At 43.8% G+C, this 19,916-nt stretch carries 21 protein-coding genes; 15 read left to right on the top strand and 6 right to left on the bottom strand.

Annotation, left to right across the window (positions count from 1 at the left end):
* Window positions 1–36 precede the first annotated feature (36 nt).
* From ACFQZI_RS14070 to ACFQZI_RS14035, 8 genes are all read left to right on the top strand, one after another.
* The gene (locus ACFQZI_RS14070; RefSeq protein ID WP_377143476.1) at window positions 37–1,032 is read left to right on the top strand and encodes an FKBP-type peptidyl-prolyl cis-trans isomerase; all 996 of its coding nucleotides are present in this window, start codon (window positions 37–39) and stop codon (window positions 1,030–1,032) included.
* A 42-nt stretch (window positions 1,033–1,074) separates the two neighbouring features.
* Window positions 1,075–1,842, top strand: a complete 768-nt coding sequence (locus ACFQZI_RS14065; RefSeq protein WP_377143474.1) for a TatD family hydrolase — start codon at window positions 1,075–1,077, stop codon at window positions 1,840–1,842.
* A 31-nt stretch (window positions 1,843–1,873) separates the two neighbouring features.
* Window positions 1,874–2,893, top strand: coding sequence for an asparaginase (locus ACFQZI_RS14060; RefSeq protein ID WP_377143472.1), 1,020 nt, complete (start codon window positions 1,874–1,876; stop codon window positions 2,891–2,893).
* Window positions 2,894–3,001: 108 nt separating this feature from the next.
* Window positions 3,002–3,499, top strand: a complete 498-nt coding sequence (gene ribH, locus ACFQZI_RS14055) for a 6,7-dimethyl-8-ribityllumazine synthase (protein WP_377143470.1) — start codon at window positions 3,002–3,004, stop codon at window positions 3,497–3,499.
* Between the two features lie 236 nt (window positions 3,500–3,735).
* Window positions 3,736–4,065: a bacillithiol system redox-active protein YtxJ gene (gene ytxJ / locus ACFQZI_RS14050; RefSeq protein WP_377143468.1), complete on the top strand. Its 330-nt coding sequence runs from the start codon at window positions 3,736–3,738 to the stop codon at window positions 4,063–4,065.
* Window positions 4,066–4,318: 253 nt separating this feature from the next.
* Entirely contained in the window at window positions 4,319–5,197 is an 879-nt protein-coding gene (gene lipA, locus ACFQZI_RS14045; protein WP_377143466.1) for a lipoyl synthase, read from the top strand.
* A 24-nt stretch (window positions 5,198–5,221) separates the two neighbouring features.
* The gene (locus ACFQZI_RS14040) at window positions 5,222–5,776 is read left to right on the top strand and encodes an RNA polymerase sigma factor (protein WP_377143464.1); all 555 of its coding nucleotides are present in this window, start codon (window positions 5,222–5,224) and stop codon (window positions 5,774–5,776) included.
* A complete protein-coding gene (locus ACFQZI_RS14035; protein WP_377143462.1) occupies window positions 5,776–6,603 on the top strand; it encodes an anti-sigma factor in 828 nt (275 codons plus the stop codon). The genes ACFQZI_RS14040 and ACFQZI_RS14035 overlap by 1 nt, the downstream gene beginning before the upstream one ends.
* Before the next feature lie 227 nt (window positions 6,604–6,830).
* Here the strand turns inward: ACFQZI_RS14035 and ACFQZI_RS14030 are convergent, their stop codons facing one another.
* The 4 genes from ACFQZI_RS14030 to uvrA all read right to left on the bottom strand — a co-directional run bounded on the left by ACFQZI_RS14030 (window position 6,831) and on the right by uvrA (window position 11,786).
* Window positions 6,831–8,336, bottom strand: coding sequence for an NAD(P)H-hydrate dehydratase (locus ACFQZI_RS14030; protein WP_377143460.1), 1,506 nt, complete (start codon window positions 8,334–8,336; stop codon window positions 6,831–6,833).
* A 38-nt stretch (window positions 8,337–8,374) separates the two neighbouring features.
* On the bottom strand, window positions 8,375–8,629 hold the full coding sequence (locus ACFQZI_RS14025; protein ID WP_377143458.1) for a Txe/YoeB family addiction module toxin: 255 nt from the start codon (window positions 8,627–8,629) through the stop codon (window positions 8,375–8,377).
* Window positions 8,626–8,877 (bottom strand): type II toxin-antitoxin system Phd/YefM family antitoxin, encoded by a 252-nt coding sequence (locus ACFQZI_RS14020; protein ID WP_377143456.1) that lies wholly within the window; start codon window positions 8,875–8,877, stop codon window positions 8,626–8,628. Before ACFQZI_RS14020 ends, ACFQZI_RS14025 begins: the two co-directional genes overlap by 4 nt.
* Window positions 8,878–8,939: 62 nt before the next feature.
* Window positions 8,940–11,786 carry an excinuclease ABC subunit UvrA gene (gene uvrA / locus ACFQZI_RS14015; protein ID WP_377143454.1) on the bottom strand — a complete coding sequence of 949 codons (2,847 nt, stop codon included), beginning with the start codon at window positions 11,784–11,786 and terminating at the stop codon, window positions 8,940–8,942.
* A 248-nt stretch (window positions 11,787–12,034) separates the two neighbouring features.
* On the opposite strand from uvrA, the gene ACFQZI_RS14010 reads away from it, so the two are divergent.
* Window positions 12,035–12,559, top strand: coding sequence for a hypothetical protein (locus ACFQZI_RS14010; protein ID WP_377143452.1), 525 nt, complete (start codon window positions 12,035–12,037; stop codon window positions 12,557–12,559).
* Entirely contained in the window at window positions 12,526–13,335 is an 810-nt protein-coding gene (locus tag ACFQZI_RS14005) for an esterase-like activity of phytase family protein (protein WP_377143450.1), read from the top strand. Before ACFQZI_RS14010 ends, ACFQZI_RS14005 begins: the two co-directional genes overlap by 34 nt.
* A 62-nt stretch (window positions 13,336–13,397) precedes the next feature.
* On the opposite strand, the gene ACFQZI_RS14000 is transcribed toward ACFQZI_RS14005, so the two are convergent.
* Window positions 13,398–13,595: a hypothetical protein gene (locus ACFQZI_RS14000; protein ID WP_377143448.1), complete on the bottom strand. Its 198-nt coding sequence runs from the start codon at window positions 13,593–13,595 to the stop codon at window positions 13,398–13,400.
* A 186-nt stretch (window positions 13,596–13,781) separates the two neighbouring features.
* On the bottom strand, window positions 13,782–14,573 hold the full coding sequence (locus tag ACFQZI_RS13995; RefSeq protein ID WP_377143446.1) for a lytic transglycosylase domain-containing protein: 792 nt from the start codon (window positions 14,571–14,573) through the stop codon (window positions 13,782–13,784).
* Between the two features lie 221 nt (window positions 14,574–14,794).
* On the opposite strand from ACFQZI_RS13995, the gene ACFQZI_RS13990 reads away from it, so the two are divergent.
* The 5 genes from ACFQZI_RS13990 to bshA all read left to right on the top strand — a co-directional run bounded on the left by ACFQZI_RS13990 (window position 14,795) and on the right by bshA (window position 19,848).
* Window positions 14,795–16,213 (top strand): pseudouridine synthase, encoded by a 1,419-nt coding sequence (locus ACFQZI_RS13990; protein WP_377143444.1) that lies wholly within the window; start codon window positions 14,795–14,797, stop codon window positions 16,211–16,213.
* 713 nt (window positions 16,214–16,926) lie between these two features.
* On the top strand, window positions 16,927–17,613 hold the full coding sequence (locus tag ACFQZI_RS13985) for an SIMPL domain-containing protein (protein ID WP_377143442.1): 687 nt from the start codon (window positions 16,927–16,929) through the stop codon (window positions 17,611–17,613).
* A 104-nt stretch (window positions 17,614–17,717) separates the two neighbouring features.
* Complete coding sequence (locus tag ACFQZI_RS13980) at window positions 17,718–17,957, top strand: hypothetical protein (protein WP_377143440.1); 240 nt, start codon at window positions 17,718–17,720, stop codon at window positions 17,955–17,957.
* 85 nt (window positions 17,958–18,042) lie between these two features.
* A complete protein-coding gene (locus ACFQZI_RS13975; RefSeq protein WP_377143438.1) occupies window positions 18,043–18,453 on the top strand; it encodes a hypothetical protein in 411 nt (136 codons plus the stop codon).
* A gap of 243 nt (window positions 18,454–18,696) precedes the next feature.
* Window positions 18,697–19,848 (top strand): N-acetyl-alpha-D-glucosaminyl L-malate synthase BshA, encoded by a 1,152-nt coding sequence (gene bshA / locus ACFQZI_RS13970; RefSeq protein ID WP_377143437.1) that lies wholly within the window; start codon window positions 18,697–18,699, stop codon window positions 19,846–19,848.
* Window positions 19,849–19,916: the final 68 nt, after the last annotated feature.

Here is a 19,916-nt window from a genome sequence, read left to right as displayed (position 1 = left end):
AGCCTTCCGGAGCATACCCGGGAGGCTTTTTTTCTTATGAAGAATACTATTTTTTTAGGTTTAATACTTTGCCTGTTTGGGGTTAACGCAAACGCGCAGTTCCAGCGTACCGCTAAGGGCCTGCAATATCAAATCATTAGTACTAACCCGGGAGCAAAGCTTAAGCAAAACGATATTATTACATTTAACGCTATCCAGGCTACCGAAACAGATTCGGTTTTATTTAGCACCTACAAACAAGGGCAGCCTGTAAAAACGCAGGTTCACCCCTCAACAAACATTGCCGACCTGATGGATATTTTCTCGCTGATGTCGGTCAATGATAGCGCTATTGTAAAAGTCCCTGTCGACTCGATATTTAAAGGCCACGAAACCGAAATGCCGCCAATTTTCAAAAAAGGCGCTAATCTTATTTTTAAGCTTAAAATACTTGGTGTACAAACCTTAGAAGAAGCTATGGCCGAGCGTAACGCCGCTATGGAAAAATTAAAAGCCGAAGGCGAAAAGCTAAAAGCCGGTGAAGCTTCTTCAATTCAAGCATACATTAAAAATAAAGGCCTTGTAACAAAGGTTACACCATCAGGCTTGCAATATGTAGTTAAATTGGCAGGTGCAAAACCAAAGCCGCTTAATGGCGATACGGTATATGTTAATTACACCGGCCGCACGCTGGATGGTAAAATGTTTGACAGTAGCGTAGAAGCTGATGCAAAGGCCGGCGGCCTGAACCAGCCCGGGCGTACTTACGAGCCAATTAGCTTTGCTTTGGGCACCGGCCGTGTCATAAAAGGTTGGGACGAAGGCCTCGCGCTGCTCAACGAGGGTTCTAAGGCTACTTTCATCATCCCATCGGCATTAGCTTACGGCGACCGCGGTGCAGGTGCCGATATTAAACCATATTCAACATTATTGTTTGATGTAGAACTGGTAAAAGTTGCAAGGGTTAAACACACTCCTGTTAAACCGGCGGCCAAAGCTCCTATAAAAAAAGCGCCGCTTAAAAAGCGAACTGCCGTAAAAAAGAAAAATTAATATAAAAGCCTTCCGAAACGAAGGCTTTTTTACTTTTGTACCATGGTATTTACCGATACACATACCCATTTATATTACGAGGCTGATGCCAATAAGCGCCAAGCTTTAATGCAGCGTAGCCTGGATAATAATGTTAATCGTCTATTCCTGCCCAATGTAGACGCGACATCAGTACCCATGATGTTTGATTTGCTGCAGGCATACCCCGATAACTGTTATGCCATGCTGGGCCTGCACCCCTGCTCTGTAAAGGAGGATTGGGAACATGAGCTATCGCTTATTGTGGCATCGTTACATAAATATCCGGTATATGCCGTTGGCGAAATTGGCATTGATCTTTACTGGGATAAAACATTTTTGGCCGAGCAGAAACAGGCGTTTAAATTGCAAATAGACTGGGCCAAAAGCATGAACATGCCTATAGTGATCCATTGCCGCGATGCATTTGACGAGGTTTATGAGGTTTTACAGGCCAATAACGATGATAAACTGCGCGGCATTTTCCATTGTTTTGCCGGCACGCTTGAACAGGCCAATAAAATTACCGATATGGGATTTTACCTGGGCATTGGAGGTGTAGTTACCTATAAAAATGCAGGCCTTGATAAAGTACTGCCACAAATTGATATAAAGCATATCGTTTTAGAAACCGATTCTCCGTATCTTACACCTGTTCCGTACCGTGGTAAACCTAACGAAAGCTCTTATTTAACTTACGTAGCCCAAAAAGTGGCGGAGTTATATCAAATACCCATTGATGAGGTGGCGGCTATCACCACCCAAAATTCAATAAAGATATTTGGTGTATAATTTATTATTTTAAAGCATAAACCTGACCTAAATGAGCCAGATACTGATCATCTATACCGGAGGGACAATTGGTATGATGAGCGACCCTGTTACAAAAACGTTGGTACCCATCAACTTTGAACAGATTATGGATAACGTGCCCGAACTGGAGAAGCTTAATTGCAAAATTAAGGTACACTCCTTTGAGCATATTATCGATTCATCAAACATGAACCCCGAAGTTTGGGCGGAACTTGCCGCACTTATAGAAGCTAATTACGACACGGTAGATGGGTTTGTTATACTCCATGGATCTGATACGATGGCGTTCACCGCATCGGCCTTAAGCTTTATGCTGCAAAACCTGGATAAGCCGGTAATTTTCACCGGGTCGCAGTTGCCCATTAGCGCGGTACGTACTGATGCTAAAGAGAACCTGATGACCGCCATAGAGATAGCTAAAGCCAAAAAGAACGATAAGGCTCGTGTGCCCGAGGTTTGCATATACTTTGATTATAAGCTGTTTCGTGGCAACCGGGCATTCAAGTATAATTCATCAAAATTCGAGGCGTTCCGCTCTCCAAATTACCCCATACTGGCCGAGTCGGGCGTGCACCTGCGTTTTAGCGTAAACGATATTCGCGAACCGGGAACAGGCCCGTTAAAGATCCATAACACCCTGGTTAACGATGTGGCCGTATTGAAACTTTACCCCGGCATTAGCCCCAAGGTGGTAGAAACCATATTAGGCGCTGATGTAAGGGGAATTATAATGGAAACATTTGGCGCGGGTAATACCACTACCGACCAATGGTTTATCGACCTGCTTAAAAACGCGATAGACAATGGCAAAGTCATCCTTGATATATCACAATGTAAAGTGGGCACTGTTGAACTTGGCCGATATGAGACCAGTAAGCAGCTAAAAGACATAGGTGTAGCCAACGGTTACGACATGACCTATGAAGCAGCAGTTACCAAAATGATGTACCTCCTGGGCGAAATTGAAGACCCTAAAGAAGTAAAACGCTGTTTGGAAAAGGATCTAAGAGGCGAATTGACCGAATCTTAAGTATCGACCGATGTTGTAAGCTTTATAATCATAATTTCTATCTTTAACCAAAATTAGGGGCTCAATATATGTTTATTATAACATTACCACCCCATTCTAAATAACAAAATGGCTACTCAATTAAAAAACCTGTCAGATTTTTCAACCGCGAGCGAGATCCCATCGGCCCAAGGCTATAGCTTTGGTATTGTGGTTGCCGAGTGGAATGCAGAAATAACCAATGCACTATATCAGGGTGCTTATAACACCCTTATAAAATACGGCGCCAAACCCGAGAATATCCATTCGTACCCGGTGCCCGGAAGCTTTGAGCTAACTACAGGTGCCGAGCTGTTACTTAAAAATAAAAAGTTTGATGCTGTAATTACCCTGGGTTGTGTGATACAGGGCGAAACGCGCCATTTTGATTTTATTTGCGCCGCGGTTGCAAATGGCGTAACCAATGTTGCCATAAAATATTCAAAACCTGTTATATTTGGTGTATTAACTACTGATAATCAGCAACAGGCTATTGACCGTAGTGGCGGCAAACATGGCAATAAAGGCGACGAAGCTGCTGTAACAGCTATTAAAATGGCCGGCTTGAATGAAACATTAATTGGATAAAAACCGTACAAATACTCAGTTGAACAAGCACATGAAAAAAATATTATACATAGCAATTTTCGCACTGGCCTTAGGCACCATGGCTTCATGCTCAAATAAGTTATGCCCTGCATACGGTTCGTACCCTAACCACCGCTAATACAGCCATTTGTCATATTAACACCTCTTTGCCTAAAACTAAAGCAGTTTTACATTGTTTTTACGTTTGAACAGGCACTATATACTACCTTTGTTTTATGGAATGGATATCGTTGGATACGGCAGAACAGATAGATAATATTAAACAGCAAGCGGGTTATAGCTTAATTTTTAAACATAGCACCCGTTGCTCTATCAGCATGATGGCTAAAAGGCGTTTTGAGATGGATTGGGAGAACCTGCCGGCAGATATGCCGCTTTATTTCTTAGATCTTATCAAACACCGCGACCTGTCAAACAAGGTAGCGCAAGATTTTTCGGTTTACCACGAATCGCCGCAGATGCTGCTGATCAAAGATGGTGAATGCGTGCTCGACCAATCGCACGGCTCAATCTCTATAGATGAAGCTATGAGCGTGATGGCTTAGTAGAATTGAGATATAAGAGTCAACAGAAAATGATATGATCCGCAGGACTTATTCTGCGGATTTTTTTCGCGTCATTGCGAGGAGCGATAGCGACGTGGCAATCCCCTACTTACAGAGCCATTAACCGATCGCTACAAGATTGCCACACTTCTCATCTATAGGATTAAATAAACTCTTTCCCCTATTATCCTTTCTGCGTAATATTCGTTTACACACCGGATGCACCTATTTGCTTTTTACCTATTTTTGTATCATGATAGATTTGCCAGTAGTACCCGCCATACAGCCGCAGCGCAAGCCCGACTGGCTAAGGGTTAGGCTTCCGGTAGGGAAGGAATACGCCCATGTACGTGGGTTGGTTGATGAACATAAGCTGCACACCATTTGCGAAAGCGGTAATTGCCCCAATATGGGCGAGTGCTGGGGCGCAGGTACAGCTACATTTATGATACTTGGCAACATTTGTACCCGCTCGTGTTCGTTCTGCGCGGTTGCAACCGGGAGGCCGCTTGCTGTTGATACTGATGAACCAAACCGAGTGGCAAATTCGGTTAAGCTGATGCAGGTTAAACACTGTGTGATAACATCGGTAGACCGCGATGATATTAAAGACGGTGGTTCTATCATCTGGGCCGAAACGATTAATGCTATCCGCCGCGAAAGTCCGGATACTACCCTTGAAACTTTACTGCCCGATTTTCGTGGCATTTGGGATAACCTTGAGCGCGTTTTAGAAACGCGCCCCGAAGTTGTATCGCATAATTTAGAAACCGTACGCCGCCTTACCCGCGAAGTGCGTATACAAGCCAAATACGACCGCAGCCTTGAGGCGTTAAAGCGCACATCGGCTACAGGGCTCCGCACCAAATCGGGCATTATGCTTGGCTTGGGCGAGCGTGAAGAAGATGTACTGGAAGCAATGGACGATTTACTGGAAGCAGGCGTACATATCCTAACCTTAGGCCAGTACCTTCAGCCAACACGCAACCATCACCCGGTTGTAGACTGGATCCACCCCGATCAATTTGCGAGCTATAAAGAATGGGGATTAAAGAAAGGTTTCAGGTATGTAGAAAGCGGTCCGCTGGTTCGCTCATCTTACCATGCCGAAAAACATTTGTTTGAAATGTAAGTTTTCCTTTCTATCTTCATCAAATTGAGCCCCAAACGCAAAATATCATTATCTGAGGATGAATTAGTCCTTGCTTTGCGCAATCGTGAGAAGATAGCGGTTGAGGCATTATATGATATGTATTCCGCGTCGCTGTTCGGTGTTATCTCACGCATCATTACAGATGAAGCCGCGGCTGAAGATATTTTGCAAGAAACATTCGTAAAGATCTGGCATTCATTTTCGGGCTATAGCGCCGAGAAGGGCCGGCTTTTTACCTGGATGGTTAATATTGCACGCAATTTAGCTATTGATAAGATCCGGTCGAAAGATTTTAAGAACCAGAGCAAAAACCATGAGCTTGAAAATAACGTAACTTTCATTGACGAACAAAAAAACACAGTTTACAAGCCTGAGTTATTGGGTATCAAGGATTTAGTATCTACTCTTAAACCCGAGCAAAAGTCAATTTTAGACCTTGTGTATTTTAAAGGGTATACCCACGTGGAAGCCGCCGAAGAACTTGGCGTACCGCTTGGAACCATAAAAACAAGATTAAGAATGGCCATACTACAACTCAGAAAACATTTTAATGAATAGTGGAAGACGTTAAGGCATATATCGAATCGGGCATCTTAGAACTTTATGTTCTGGGTGACATCAGCGCTACTGAAAAAGCGCAGGTGGAGGAGATGGCTGCGAAACATCCTGAGATTGTGGCGGAGATTGCGGAGATAGAAAGATCGATGGAGTTGTATGCAGAGGAACATGCCATTGAACCATCAGAACATTTACGTTCGCGTGTTTTAAACAACCTGCTGGTTAATTTGGGCGACGATAACACTTTCAGTAAAGCTGTTACGCATCAGGATGATGACAATGTTGTAGCCCTGCCAATTGCACGTGTAACCAGCTTTTATAAATACGCATTTGCCGCATGCCTTACACTCTTATTAATAAGCGTATATGGCCTGGTTAACCTATATAGCAAACTGCAGGACTCAAACACCCAGCTTACCGCTTTACAAGCAGATAAGTTGCGTATGGCCAACCAGGTTAGCCTGCGCGATAACGAATTACAGGTATATCGCGATACAGCCTTTAAAGTATTAAAACTTAAAGGCACCGCTAAAACACCTGCAGCAACCATGGTGCTTGCATGGAACACGGTAAGTAAAAAAGTTATGGTTGATATGCCCGGCATGAAACTGCCACAGCACGACCAAAAACACCAATACCAATTATGGGCACTTGTAAATGGCAAACCCGTAGATATGGGCGTATTTGACTTGCCAAAGGCAGATACAGCCGGTATAAAAGAGATGAAGGCCATAGCATATGCCCAGGGCTTTGCTGTTACGCTTGAACCTAACGGAGGCAGCATTAACCCAACCATGGATCAAATGGTAGTTATAGGCACGTTTTAATAAAAAAATTCCTTTCTGAAACGCCGTTTTGTGACTTGCAAAACGGCGTTTTTGTTAAAGTTTTGTTAAAAAACGTATATCAAATAAAACAAACAAATATTTAGCGTTGTTAGTGTAACTATTATATGGCTCGTACGTCATATATGTAATTAGTTAGAAGTATATAGTTCTTTATAAGATCAGTTAATAGTTTGAAAGCGAGTGTTTGATACTGACATTCGCTTTTTTTATGCCTTAAATTTTGCCATGGTAACGGGTAACCGGCTTATAATATTTGTGGGTAACACTACATTTAATCGGTTTGGCATCGCCAGTTCATCGCCCGCCTTGCCATGTATGTAAACCCCTAATATACACGCATCAAGCGGAGAATACTTTTGAGCCAGCAATGATGTGATAATGCCGGTAAGTACATCGCCCATGCCGCCTGTTGCCATAGCGGCATTCCCTGTCGAATTAAAATAAAGCTTTTCATCGGGCGTAGTCGTAATGGTATAATCGTTTTTAAGGATGATGTATATGTTAAGTTCTTTAGCCTTAGCCTTGGCCGTTTGCAGGCGCTGCCACCAATTGTTATGCTTACCAAATAAGCGGTCAAACTCTTTCATATGAGGCGTTACAATGCTACCCGCAGGCAGTTTTTTTAACAGTCCTTGATTTTCGGAAAGAATGTTCAACGCGTCGGCATCTATTACAATTGGCTTATCATAGTTTTTGATTACCGCTTTTAGCAATTTGAGCGTACCCGGCTCTTTTCCCAAACCCGGGCCAATACCTATAGTGCTATATTTATCCCATTCAATATCGGGTGTTTTGCCTTCATCACGCACCAAAGCCATTACCTCGGGCATCGAACTATTTAAAGCAATCAGTCCGCTGCGTGGGATGCATGCCGTTGTAAGCCCTACCCCGGCATGAGCGCATGCTGATGCCGAGAGTAGCGCTGCGCCCATAGTTTCATCCTTTCCCGCTATGATCAGCGCATGACCATACGTTCCTTTATTGCTAAAACGATGGCGTGGTTTAATGATTTGCCGCGCGTCCTGTTCTTCTACCAGATAGTAAGGGGTGTCAACACTTTGCAGGAAGTTTTCATCCAGCCCAATTTTGACTACCTCGCAGCAATTGATATATGGCCCGCTCTCGGGGAGCAGAAAGTTCAGTTTGGGTTGCTGGAAGGTAATCACCAGGCCGGCCTTCAAAACGGTAGCATCTTTTGGGATCTCTCCATCGGTGTAAAACCCTGTGGGCACATCAACGGCAACCACGGTTTTTTTCAGATCATTAAGGTATTCCACCAACTTTTTGTAGTCGCCTTCAAGTGGTTTATTCAGGCCACTGCCCAGCATCGCATCAATAATTATTTTAGCATTTTCTACAGGCGTTTTCAAGCCGTTTTTAAGTTCTTTTATGGCGATTTTTGTCGTTTTAAGTCTCTTAAAATTTGCGTTAAAATCATTGCTCGCCTTCTCGCTAAACCGGCAAATTTTCACATCGATATTACAGTACCCATGGTCGCATAAAATGCGGGCGATGGCCAGGCCGTCACCGCCGTTGTTGCCGGTGCCGCAGTAAACGGCAATAGTTTGTTTCTTATCCTGAAAGTGATTGATGAACCAGCCTACAAAAGCCTTACTGGCCCGCTCCATCAGGTCGATAGAACTTACAGGCTCATGAGCGATGGTATAAGCATCCGCTTCGCGAATTTGTTGTGCAATTAATAAGGGCAGCATATACCTTAAAGATAGGATTTATGCTTTTTGTTTGGAGATTAATAATGATATCTGCATTGTATTATAACAATTGCATCGCCATCAATTTTATATACCAGCCTATGCTCTAGGTTAATCCTGCGCGACCACCAGCCCGAAAGATTGTATTTTAAGGGTTCAGGCTTTCCATTGCCTTCAAAAGGCAGCCGTTCAATTTCCTTAACTAATGAGTTGATCTTTTTAAGAGTAGCTTTATCTGTGCCCTGCCAATAAAGGTAATCTTCCCATGCTTGCTCAAGAAAAATTATCCTCATTCCTGGATTAAGCTTCTTTCTTTACCTAAACCTTTTTCGTAATCCTCAATACCTTTTAATAATCTTGCAGCATTTTTAGGGTTTTTTAAAAGGTAAAAAGTTTCTTCCATACTTTCATAATCAGATTTTGAAAGCACAACTACATCCTCACCGTTCGCAGTAGTAACAAAAAGCGGCGAATGGCTGCTTCTAACCTTATCTAAGTATGCCTTTAGCTGTTGACGGAAATTTGTGTAGGTGGTAATCATAAAATTGATTTTTATAAAGATACTAAAGCACAATTACATGTACAAGTTTCTGTACATGTAATTTACTTCACCCCCATTTCCTTTTTCAAAAACTGGCCTGTAAAGCTCTCTTTAACCTTGCACAAACCCTCGGGGGTGCCACTGTAGAGGATCTTACCACCGCCTGATCCACCCTCGGGACCAAGGTCTATCACATGGTCAACCACTTTAATCACATCAAGGTTATGTTCTATCACCAGCACCGAGTTACCTTTATCTACCAGTTGATTGATAACGCCAAGCAACACATTAATATCCTCAAAGTGTAAACCCGTAGTTGGCTCATCTAATATGTAAAAAGTGTTGCCGGTATCTTTTTTACTTAGCTCGGTTGCCAGCTTTACACGCTGCGCCTCACCGCCGGATAAAGTGGTTGATGATTGCCCCAGGGTGATATAACCCAAACCCACATCATTCAAAGTTTTAACCTTGCGATAGATGGACGGGATATGCTCGAAGAAAGGCGTAGCATCCTCAATGCTCATATCCAAAACATCGCTGATGGACTTGCCCCTGTAACGCACTTCCAGGGTTTCGCGGTTGTAGCGGCGGCCGCCACATTCTTCGCAAGGCACTTGAACATCCGGCAGGAAATTCATTTCTATCACCTTTTGGCCTGCCCCCTGGCAGGTTTCGCAGCGGCCACCCTTTACATTGAACGAGAAACGGCCGGGCTTATACCCGCGGATCCTTGACTCTGGCAGTGCCACAAACAGGTTCCGGATATCTGAGAACACACCTGTATAAGTAGCCGGGTTTGAGCGGGGTGTGCGGCCAATTGGGGTTTGGTCTATCTCAATTACCTTATCAATGTGTTCCAGTCCTTCTATCTTATCGTAAGGCAAAGGCACTTTTTTAGCACGGAAGAAGTGATGGTTCAGTATCGGGTATAGGGTCTCGGTGATCAAACTTGATTTACCACTACCCGACACCCCGGTTACTCCTATCAGTTTACCCAACGGGAAATCAACAGAAACCTTCTTTAAATTATGCCCCGTCGCTTTTTTAAGCGACAATGTTTTACCATTACCCTCACGGCGCTTTTTAGGTATGGCTATTTCGCGCTCGCCGTTGATGTATGACGTGGTTAAGGTATGGTGTGCCATTAACTCCGCAGGGGTGCCTTGTGCTACAATAGTACCGCCGTGCACTCCGGCAGCCGGGCCCATGTCAATAACGTGGTCGGCTTCCAGTATCATATCCTTATCGTGTTCAACAACCAACACGGTATTACCTAAGTCACGCAGGTTTTTAAGAGCATTTATTAATCGTTCGTTATCGCGCTGGTGCAGGCCGATGCTTGGCTCATCCAAAATATACATCACATTCATCAACTGCGAACCTATTTGCGTAGCCAGCCTGATGCGCTGCGCCTCGCCACCCGAAAGGGTCTTGGCGGTACGGTCGAGCGTTAAATAACTCAAGCCCACATCCAGCAAAAATCCAATGCGCGCGCGGATCTCTTTTAAAATCTCTTTAGCAATAACATTCTGGCGCTCGCTCAGGCGGTCTTCCAGGCCGGTATACCATTTATCGAGCGTTGTAATATCCATGCAGGCTAATTCAAAGATGTTCTTCTCATCAACCTTAAAATGCAGCGATTCCTTTTTTAAGCGGGCGCCGTCACAAACGGGGCAGGTACGCAATACGCGATAGTTTTCCATATCGTCCATACCTTCCTCGTTGCGTCGCTCCTGCTGCTCTTCCAGCATTCGTATGATACCATCAAATGTAACCTGGTAGTTTTGTACGTTCCATTTATTATACTCTACGGCAACGGTTATCATATCCGGCGTGCCGTTCAATATCATATCCAGTTGCTCGCGGGTAAGTTTTTCTATCGGTGTCGATAAAGAAAAATCATACTTTTTAGCCAGCGCCTTTAACACCTGGAAGATCCAGGTTTCGCGGTATTCGCCAATTGGTGCAAGCCCGCCGTTTAAGATGCTCAGTTTAGGATTTGGCACTACCGATGCTTCATCTACCTCAAATATATAACCCAGTCCGTTACACTTTTCGCAGGCACCATACGGCGAATTAAACGAGAATGTATTTGGCTGAGGCTCATCGTAAGAAATGCCCGATACCGGGTCCATCAAATACTTACTAAAGTAAGCCACGTTATTGTCTTTATCCGCAATACGGATAATACCCTTGGCGGTTTTTAATGCCGATTGCACCGAGGTATAAAGCCTTTTGCTATCTGCTTCGCTAACTACCAGGCGGTCAACCACTATATCAATATCATGTATCTTATAACGATCCAGCTGCATTTTGGGCTCTACATCAACTATAGCGCCGTCAACATATACTTTTAAATAACCTTGTTTACGTATTTGCTCAAAAAGTTCGCGGTAGTGACCTTTACGTGCTTTTACCACAGGCGCCAGGATGTTTACCGGCTGCCCGTCAAACTTTTCCATAATGGTTTTCAGGATCTGGTCCTCGCTCATGCGCTCCATCTTTTCGCCTGTGGTATAGCTGTAGGCATCACCTGCACGGGCAAAAAGCAAACGCATAAAGTCGTATATCTCGGTAATGGTACCAACTGTACTGCGCGGGTTTTTGCTGGTTGTTTTTTGTTCGATAGCGATCACCGGGCTAAGGCCCGACACTTTGTCCACATCAGGCCGCTCCATACCGCCCATAAACTGGCGCGAATAGGCCGAAAATGTTTCCATATAACGGCGCTGCCCCTCAGCATAAATGGTATCGAAGGCTAATGACGACTTGCCGCTGCCGCTTAACCCGGTTATTACAACCAGCTTATTACGGGGGAAAGAAACGTCGATATTTTTTAAATTATGTACCCGGGCACCATAAACCTCAACCTCACTTTGTTCGCCCAGATCTAATGTTTTTTCGCTCATATATTGTTATGGAAAACGCTATAAACACGGCTTGGTTTTAATTGGCCGTGTTAATACTAAAAAAGTTCGCAAATATACGCAAAAACAACACGGATTTATAACTCTGGGCAGGGCCAGAAGTGCCTGTTAATGTAAAATTAACCCTCGTCATCAATATGTTAATTAGGCTGCAAAACAAATGTTTTTAAGTTAACAATGTATTTACAATACATGGCTTCATTTGCCAAAACAAACAAGCGCTATTCCAAATGAAAAAAACTTTACTCAGTGTTCTTGCTTTTGCAGCCATCAGCTTAGCTGCATGTAAAAAAAATAATCATGACGTGGTTGTAACGCCACCTGTAACTTACCCGGATATGGCCGAGGCTAATGACCCTGCCGTATTATTTACCACAGCCGGTGGTGTAAAAGTGTACAATGGGGGCTTCGGCTCGGCAGTAGCTGCCGACCCTAACGACCCTAATGTTTTTTATTTACTTACCGACCGTGGGCCAAACGTTGCCGGCACAATTGCCAACTCTATAATCCTGGGTAAATCAGATTTCACCCCGGCCATTGGGAAATTCCGTTTAAAGGATGGTAAATTATACCTCGAGCAAACCATCAACCTTAAAAATGCCGCGGGCGCTAACCTTAACGGTTTACCCAATCCTGTTGGGCAGGGCAACAGCGGCGAAACGCCGTATGACCTGAATGGCGCTGTATTGCTACAAGTGCCGATGGCATCGACTCGGAGGGTATGGTACTTGCCGCAGACGGCACATTCTGGATAAGCGATGAATATGGCCCACACATAGTACATTTTGATGCTACAGGCAAAACTATAGAACGCATCAACCCCTTTGGTACAGGTACTGGTGGCCGAACCTTACCTTTGGTATTTGCAAAACGCCGCGCCAACCGTGGTATGGAAGGTTTAACCATTACGCCTGATGGTAAAACATTGGTAGGCATCATGCAATCGCCAATGTACAACCCTACAAAAGCAGCCGTAGCTAACTCGGTAGTGTTACGTATTTTAACTTACGAAATTGCATCCGGTAAAACCAAACAATATGCTTATACAATGGAGGACAAAGCGCTTACGGGCTGCAGCGAAATATTAGCAGTTAGCGCTACTACTTTTTTAATCATAGAGCGTGATGGCCTGTATGGTGGCGCGCCAACTAACCCGGCTACATTCAAAAAGATATTTAAAATTGATATTAGCAACGCTACTGATATTTCTGATGATGCAAATAGCGCCAATGGCAAGCTTTACGGCGGCAAAACTGTAGAAGAATTAAATGACGCGGCCGGCTTACAGGCAGCAGGTATAAAACCTGTTACCAAAACCTTGGCAGTAGACCTTTTAAAAGATCTGCCAAAAGTTTACCCTCACGATAAAGCCGAAGGCATTACCCTGTTAAAAGAAAACATACTGGTTATATCAAATGATGATGATTTTGGTGTGGTGGATAACGGCGCAAGCGGTTTTGCTCAAAAAATATTACCGGCTACAAATTCGGTAGATCACAACAGATTATATTTTGTAAAACTGAAATTGTAATTATTTAATACCCCTTTTACTTTTAGCCCCCTGGTTATACTGAGGGGGCTTTTTTGTGGGATTTATATCCAAAACATGGCCCTTATATCATCCTGTATGTGTGATGGCAGTGTGTTGTTAATGATGCTAACGTTTACCGTATTACCGGCATGGCTGATGGCTACACAATCGGTTATCTTCAGGCGGTGTTTAGTAAAGTAATCCTTGTATTTTTTTTCTACAGCTTGTAAATACCTAAGCGCATGCTCCATCTTACTCATAGTATTGTTTTTAAGGTACCGTTAAAGTATTAGTACAAAAGCGTTGGCTGCAATTAATTAGGGGAGGATATTGTGACCGGTACGGTTATCACCCATTTACGAATATTTACAAGACGCGGTTTTTAACCAAAAAAGCCACCCCTACCTGGGATGGCTTTTGAATGTGCTCCGTAATATTAAATTACTTTAATTGTTGTATGCCATTAAAAACGGCATTGGCTTTTGCATATAGCTATAAAAGTTTTTATAACCATATTTTGCAGGCTTATTAATGATCTCTTTCATCGCTATAAGCTTGTAAACGTACGAACCGGTTTCGCGGTTAAGCGTCATGCGGAAGTAGTTATCCTCATTTTGCCTGTTCATGGCGCGTTCCAGTTTTACCGAACCGTTGTTGTAGGCTGCAGCGGCCAGTGTCCAGCTATTAAACTCACCGTACAGCTCTTTAATGTACTTACACGCCGCAATGGTAGATTTACGCAGGTTCAAGCGCTCATCTTTTCCCTTACCAACCTTTAAACCATAAGTGCGTGCGGTGCCGGGCATAAACTGCCATACGCCACGCGCGCCTTTTGGCGATGTACCTTCACATAAGCCCGATTCTACCAGCGGTACATATTTAAAATCTTCGGGGATGCCGTAGAATTTCAAGATAGGCTCGATGATAGGGAACATCTTGTCGGCTTTTGCATGCAAAACGTTCGACTGAACCGTTTTGTACCTGTGTTTTGCTATTGATTTTTTTAATTTAAAATCTACTTTTTTGTCGTTTACAGGCAGGGCTTCGTTGGCAAAATTATACGTTGCTTCGGCTTCTTCGGCATGCTTATTGAAGATGTAATTTGAAGGTACGTTAGCGATAGTTTTGTGAACGTAAACGGGGTCTGTACTGTAAATGTTAAGTCTGGAAATGATAACCAGCACCAAGATTACGGAGCACGTAATTAAGTGTTTTTTAGTCATTTCAATTTTACTCATTAATTATACTTTTTGGTATGATGTGCTGCAAAGGTACGTTATATTAGGCAGATTGTCAAACACTTACTAAAAGCTTAGTGTTTTGAGAATTTTAAAACAGCTGCAAAATCGTGGTTTAAAACGGTTTAAACGTACTTTTTGAACCCGATTAAAAAGTTGTTTTTTTGGTTAAAATGTTGTACTTTTGACCCTCACGCTGCGAAAGCGCAAAACAAAAAATTATGGTATTTAAACGACCAGCAGGTAGTCGCGACGACAGGCCGAACAACTCTCAAGACCGATCTAAAAGCGGTGGCGAAAACGGCAAAAGGCCTTCATCATCCTCTACAGGAAAATCATTCGGCGCAGGCCGTACAGATGGCAAAAAAAACTTCTCGGTAGACAAACGCGGATCTGCCTACTCAAAACCCAACACAGGTAAACCAGATGCTGAAGGCACCGACAGGCCAAGGAAAGCTTATGGGCAATCCTCATCATTTAGCGGTGGCGATAAAAAGGCATTTGCACCTAAAGGCCGCCCATACAGCGGCAGGCCTACAGATAACGACAGGCCTAAACGCAGCTTTGGCGATGCACCACAGGGCGACCGCAAATTCACCCCGCGCGATAAACCTTACAACGGCCGTGCACAAAGCGGCGATGGCGAAGGTGGCAGCACTTTCCGTAAACCAAGTTTAGGCCCTGCATCATACGGGCCACGCAAGAACCCGGTTGCAGGCGATAAGCCATTTAACAGGCGCCCCGCAGGTACCGACGGACCAAAGAAAAGCTTTGGTGGCGATAACAAATTCCCCGGCACACGTGGCGGCACGAAAAACTTCCCAAGCACTTCTACAGGCTTCCGCAAGCGCGAGGGCGATGCCACGCCGGCAAAACCTACTATGCGCGGCCGTAAAAACCCGGTTGTTAAAGCTAAAGACGATGGACTGATACGCCTTAACCGTTATATTGCCAATGCAGGTATATGCAGCCGCCGCAAGGCCGATGAACTGATAGCCGCGGGCGTGGTATCGGTAAACGGTGAAGTGATCTCCGAACTGGGCCACAAAGTTGATCCGCTTAAAGACCTGGTGCGCTATAACGGCGAAGCCTTAAAACGAGAAAAGATGGTTTATGTGCTATTGAATAAACCAAAAGACTATATTACCACCACCGACGACCCGCAGGAGCGCCGTACCGTTATGCACCTGGTAGAAAAAGCCAGCCGCGAACGTATTTACCCTGTTGGCCGCCTTGACCGTAACACAACCGGTTTACTCTTAATGACCAATGACGGCGACCTTGCCGACAAGCTTTCGCACCCACGCAACAGCGTTACCAAACTTTACCTGGTAGAGCTTAACAAAGCGCTTAGCCAGGGCGACCTGAATAAAATTGAATTTGGTTTAGAGCTTGAAGATGGTGTGATAAAACCCGATAGTGTATCGTACGTAGCGGGTGGCACTAAAAAGGAAATAGGCATCCAGATCCACAGCGGTAAAAACCGTATTGTACGCCGTATTTTTGAATCATTGGGTTATGAGGTTGTAAAACTCGACCGCTCGGTTTACGCCAACCTTACCAAAAAAGATCTTCCGCGTGGCCGCTGGAGATATCTTGATGAAAAGGAAGTGATACAATTGAAACACTTGATAAAATAGAGATCAGAATAAATGAAAGGCGTCGTAAGGCGCCTTTTTTGTTTTATCCATCATTTCGCATTGCTACCAGAAAAAATCTTGTTATATAAAATACAAGTTTACAATTAGTTCTTCGTTAGGTTTGGCAGTGACTCTTTTCAAGCCTGTGGAAGTAACTTTTCTTTGCCTTAGCCGCAAAGAAAAGTAACCAAAAGAAAAGGCCAAGTCAAAGCGACGCTTCCGCCCGCCCTGCCGGTTCTTAACGCTTTCTCGCCGCATGCGCGGACTTCGACGCTAAACCGTCATTCCCGCCAACACCCGGCCCGCCCGCTTTGACGTTTAGGCCACCGCTCTTAAAAAGTATTCTGAAAATTCGGGTTCAGACAAAAAGAATCCTGTAAACCTCACAGATCAGTTTAATCACGGTTCAAGACAATTCATAAGGGAAAGAACCGATTAGCAGTAAATAGCGTTAGGGATAGCAGCGGATACCGGCCCTGTGGCTAAGGCCTGTGCAGTATGAGCGGATAGCCCGGGCCGCAGGCAACGCCCCTTGCCATCATAAATATTATTAAAATATTTTATCTTTTTATTATTTCCTTAGGTGTTTATTATCAACTTATTAAAACACCAAAGCATGTTATGGGTTACTGATTTGTATTTATTGGGTGTTGCATATTAAACTATCGGCACGTAATTAACTCTACATTATACAAACATTTAGAACAGACATCATGAAAAAATTAATCCTAATAGCCGCCCTTGCTGCCACCACTTTTGGGGCATTCGCACAAAGCGCCGACTTGCGCCGTAAAATTGAAGTTACCGGCATTGCCGAGCAGGAGGTAACGCCCGATATTATCAACGTATCCATCTCGTTAAGGGAATACATGAACGGTAAAACTAAGGTCACCATCTCCACACTGGAGAAGCAACTGGAAAAAGCCGTTGCCGAAGCCGGCATCGCTAAAGAGGATTTTACCATCAACAGTTTGTCGTCATGGAATTACCAGACTGAGAAAAAGAAAAACCCGGATTTTTTAGCCAGCAAACAGTATAACATCAAATTTCATGATTTGAACAAATTTGACCAGATACTGAGCAAGGTTGACGCGAAGGGCATACAAAGCACCAATATAGACAGCTACGATTACTCTAAAATAAACGAAATAAAGAACGCGCTTAAGCTAAAGGCATTAATAGGCGCGCGCGATAAAGCAGCCTTTTTAGTAAATGGCTTGGGCGATAAGTTGGGTAGCGTACTAAACATTACCGAAAGTGATAACAGCAGCTTCCCGCAACCAAGGATGTATGCTGTACAGTTTAAAGCAGCATCTGCGGATGCCACGCCCGAATCTGATATCGACGTTAAAAAGATCAAGCTAAGCTTCCAGATCAACGCCGTTTTCGAAATAAAATAATCAACTCTATTATACCAAGCAGCCCCTCATTGCAGGGGCTTTTTTGTTTGCGGCAAACATTTAATTTGCGCCAACGTTATTAAACTGAACTAAACACTAATTGTATGAAGTCTTTAAAATATATCGCTGCCGCCCTTGTTTTATCAGCAACTATCACCGCATGTGGTGGTAGTGATAGCAAATCTATCGGCAACTCTGCAGATACTGTTGCTAAGGCAGGTACCGGCGACCCAAACAATAGCCATGCGGCGGATTCTACCAAAATGGATAGTGTTAACAAAGGTAATGCCGACCCAAGCGGCCGCGGCGCAAGCGACACTTTAAATGCGCGACCCGTTCATTAACAGTAACTTAACGCATACTTTTTGCTCAAAAAGGTTGGTATTATAAAATATACATTTTATATTCGTGTCCCCCAATGGTTTGAGCATGATACGTACCCGATCTAAGAGAGTACTTTTCGTAGCCCCGCAAGCTTTTCCCGACCAGTTACTGGCCGAGTACGATAATGTAAAGCACATTTTTGCCGTTACCGCCATATTTCCATCCATACACGAAATTAAGCCGGATGTTATTTTGTTTGACCATGCACATATGGCCGGTAATCTAGAACGTGTTTTACGCAGGCTGCAAGCAAACCCCTTTTACAAGCATATTAAAATTTGCTGCTATAAACGCAACGAGAGCATCACCGCCGATGCCATGCTTAAAGTGCTTGGGGTAGACCACATGATCTACCAAGCAGATCTGCAAAAAACTGCTAAAAGCAACACAACACTAAATGCCATTAACAACTTGGTGAACGCGTCGTTGCTGAGGCTGATGGCAGGAGTGGTTTAAGGTTCATTAGTTCACTGGTTCATTAGTTTTTGTTAGTTCATTGGAACTGCCTATGCAACTACCTTTTCTCATCCGACTATTTGGGTACTCCCGACTTCGGACTTCCTACTTCCAGCTTTCCTATCCATCAATCATTTTACATAGGGGTAACACTTTTACAACAAATTGCTGTTAAACTTGTACGCTCATCATCAGTGTTAATTTATTTAATATTGTTTAGGGCTTAAAGCGTATCACACAAAAATGAAAATAGGAATAGTTTGTTATCCCACCTTTGGCGGAAGCGGGGTTGTTGCTACAGAGTTAGGTAAGGCCCTTGCAGACCGCGGTCACCAAATTCATTTTGTTACTTACAACCAACCTGCACGCCTCGATTTTTTTTCGGAAAATCTTTTTTACCACGAAGTGTCGGTATCGCAATACCCCCTATTTGATTACCCGCCCTACGAGCTGGCACTGGCAAGCCGCCTGGTAGATGTAGTACGGTTTGAGAAGCTCGACCTATTACACGTACACTACGCCATTCCACATGCATCCGCGGCGTTTATGGCTAAGCAGATATTAGCTACTTACGGCATTTCTATCCCGTTTATTACCACCCTGCATGGCACCGATATTACCCTTGTTGGGCAGGATAACACCTACAAACCCGTAGTTACTTTTTCTATTAACCAAAGTGATGGTGTAACAGCAGTATCTGAGCATTTAAAGAACGATACCTACAAATACTTTAAAATAGAAAAGGACATTAAAGTAATACCCAACTTTATTGACCTTACCCGTTTTAGCCTGAAACCGAAAGACCACTTTAAAAAGGCCATAGCGCCAAACGGTGAGAAGGTTTTGGTGCACACCTCTAATTTCCGCAAGGTAAAACGTACCGAAGATGTGGTGAAGATGTTTGCTAAAGTGATAGAGAAGATCCCATCCAAACTATTAATGGTTGGCGATGGTGGCGAACGCTCGTTATGTGAACGCCTTTGCCGCGACCTGGGTATTAGCGAGCATGTTCGCTTTTTAGGGAAACAGGATGCTATCGAAGAGATCTTATCCGTATCAGACCTGTTCCTGATGCCTTCGCAGTCGGAAAGCTTTGGTTTGGCTGCGCTGGAGGCAATGGCCTGTAAAGTACCAGTTATAAGCAGTAACGCGGGCGGTTTACCCGAACTGAACATTGAGGGCGAAACCGGCTTTTTACTGGATATTGGCGATGTTGACGGTATGGCCGAAAAGGCGATATATATTTTAGAAGACGAGGACAGGCTTAACCAATTTAAAGAGAACGCCCTTAAACGCGCTAAAGAACTGGAGCTTGCCAACATTATGCCTTTGTATGAAAACTATTATAAAGAGGTGATAGAAAAAAACAAACAGCAGATTGCCGGCGTGCAATAAATAAATAGTGTATTATTATGATAACCTTTTGGCCTGATTTGTGTTTATAAACCAATCAACATATATTA

It is taken from the genome of Mucilaginibacter lutimaris (assembly GCF_042676625.1).
In the GTDB taxonomy this organism is placed as follows: Bacteria; Bacteroidota; Bacteroidia; order Sphingobacteriales; family Sphingobacteriaceae; genus Mucilaginibacter; species Mucilaginibacter lutimaris.
This window is presented reverse-complemented; position numbering and strand designations above follow the sequence as displayed.

What these genes read in the sequence shown, in the direction of transcription:
- lipA (WP_377143466.1), top strand. Translation starts at nt 4,319, where the DNA reads ATGATAGATTTGCCAGTAGTACCCGCCATACAGCCGCAGCGCAAGCCC.
- ribH (WP_377143470.1), top strand. Translation starts at nt 3,002, where the DNA reads ATGGCTACTCAATTAAAAAACCTGTCAGATTTTTCAACCGCGAGCGAG.
- ACFQZI_RS13990 (WP_377143444.1), top strand. Translation starts at nt 14,795, where the DNA reads ATGGTATTTAAACGACCAGCAGGTAGTCGCGACGACAGGCCGAACAAC.
- uvrA (WP_377143454.1), bottom strand. Translation starts at nt 11,786, where the DNA reads ATGAGCGAAAAAACATTAGATCTGGGCGAACAAAGTGAGGTTGAGGTT.
- ytxJ (WP_377143468.1), top strand. Translation starts at nt 3,736, where the DNA reads ATGGAATGGATATCGTTGGATACGGCAGAACAGATAGATAATATTAAA.
- ACFQZI_RS14070 (WP_377143476.1), top strand. Translation starts at nt 37, where the DNA reads ATGAAGAATACTATTTTTTTAGGTTTAATACTTTGCCTGTTTGGGGTT.
- ACFQZI_RS13980 (WP_377143440.1), top strand. Translation starts at nt 17,718, where the DNA reads ATGAAGTCTTTAAAATATATCGCTGCCGCCCTTGTTTTATCAGCAACT.
- ACFQZI_RS13985 (WP_377143442.1), top strand. Translation starts at nt 16,927, where the DNA reads ATGAAAAAATTAATCCTAATAGCCGCCCTTGCTGCCACCACTTTTGGG.
- ACFQZI_RS13975 (WP_377143438.1), top strand. Translation starts at nt 18,043, where the DNA reads ATGATACGTACCCGATCTAAGAGAGTACTTTTCGTAGCCCCGCAAGCT.
- ACFQZI_RS14060 (WP_377143472.1), top strand. Translation starts at nt 1,874, where the DNA reads ATGAGCCAGATACTGATCATCTATACCGGAGGGACAATTGGTATGATG.
- ACFQZI_RS14030 (WP_377143460.1), bottom strand. Translation starts at nt 8,336, where the DNA reads ATGCTGCCCTTATTAATTGCACAACAAATTCGCGAAGCGGATGCTTAT.
- ACFQZI_RS14025 (WP_377143458.1), bottom strand. Translation starts at nt 8,629, where the DNA reads ATGAGGATAATTTTTCTTGAGCAAGCATGGGAAGATTACCTTTATTGG.
- ACFQZI_RS13995 (WP_377143446.1), bottom strand. Translation starts at nt 14,573, where the DNA reads ATGAGTAAAATTGAAATGACTAAAAAACACTTAATTACGTGCTCCGTA.
- ACFQZI_RS14005 (WP_377143450.1), top strand. Translation starts at nt 12,526, where the DNA reads ATGGTACTTGCCGCAGACGGCACATTCTGGATAAGCGATGAATATGGC.
- ACFQZI_RS14010 (WP_377143452.1), top strand. Translation starts at nt 12,035, where the DNA reads ATGAAAAAAACTTTACTCAGTGTTCTTGCTTTTGCAGCCATCAGCTTA.
- ACFQZI_RS14065 (WP_377143474.1), top strand. Translation starts at nt 1,075, where the DNA reads ATGGTATTTACCGATACACATACCCATTTATATTACGAGGCTGATGCC.
- ACFQZI_RS14000 (WP_377143448.1), bottom strand. Translation starts at nt 13,595, where the DNA reads ATGAGTAAGATGGAGCATGCGCTTAGGTATTTACAAGCTGTAGAAAAA.
- bshA (WP_377143437.1), top strand. Translation starts at nt 18,697, where the DNA reads ATGAAAATAGGAATAGTTTGTTATCCCACCTTTGGCGGAAGCGGGGTT.
- ACFQZI_RS14020 (WP_377143456.1), bottom strand. Translation starts at nt 8,877, where the DNA reads ATGATTACCACCTACACAAATTTCCGTCAACAGCTAAAGGCATACTTA.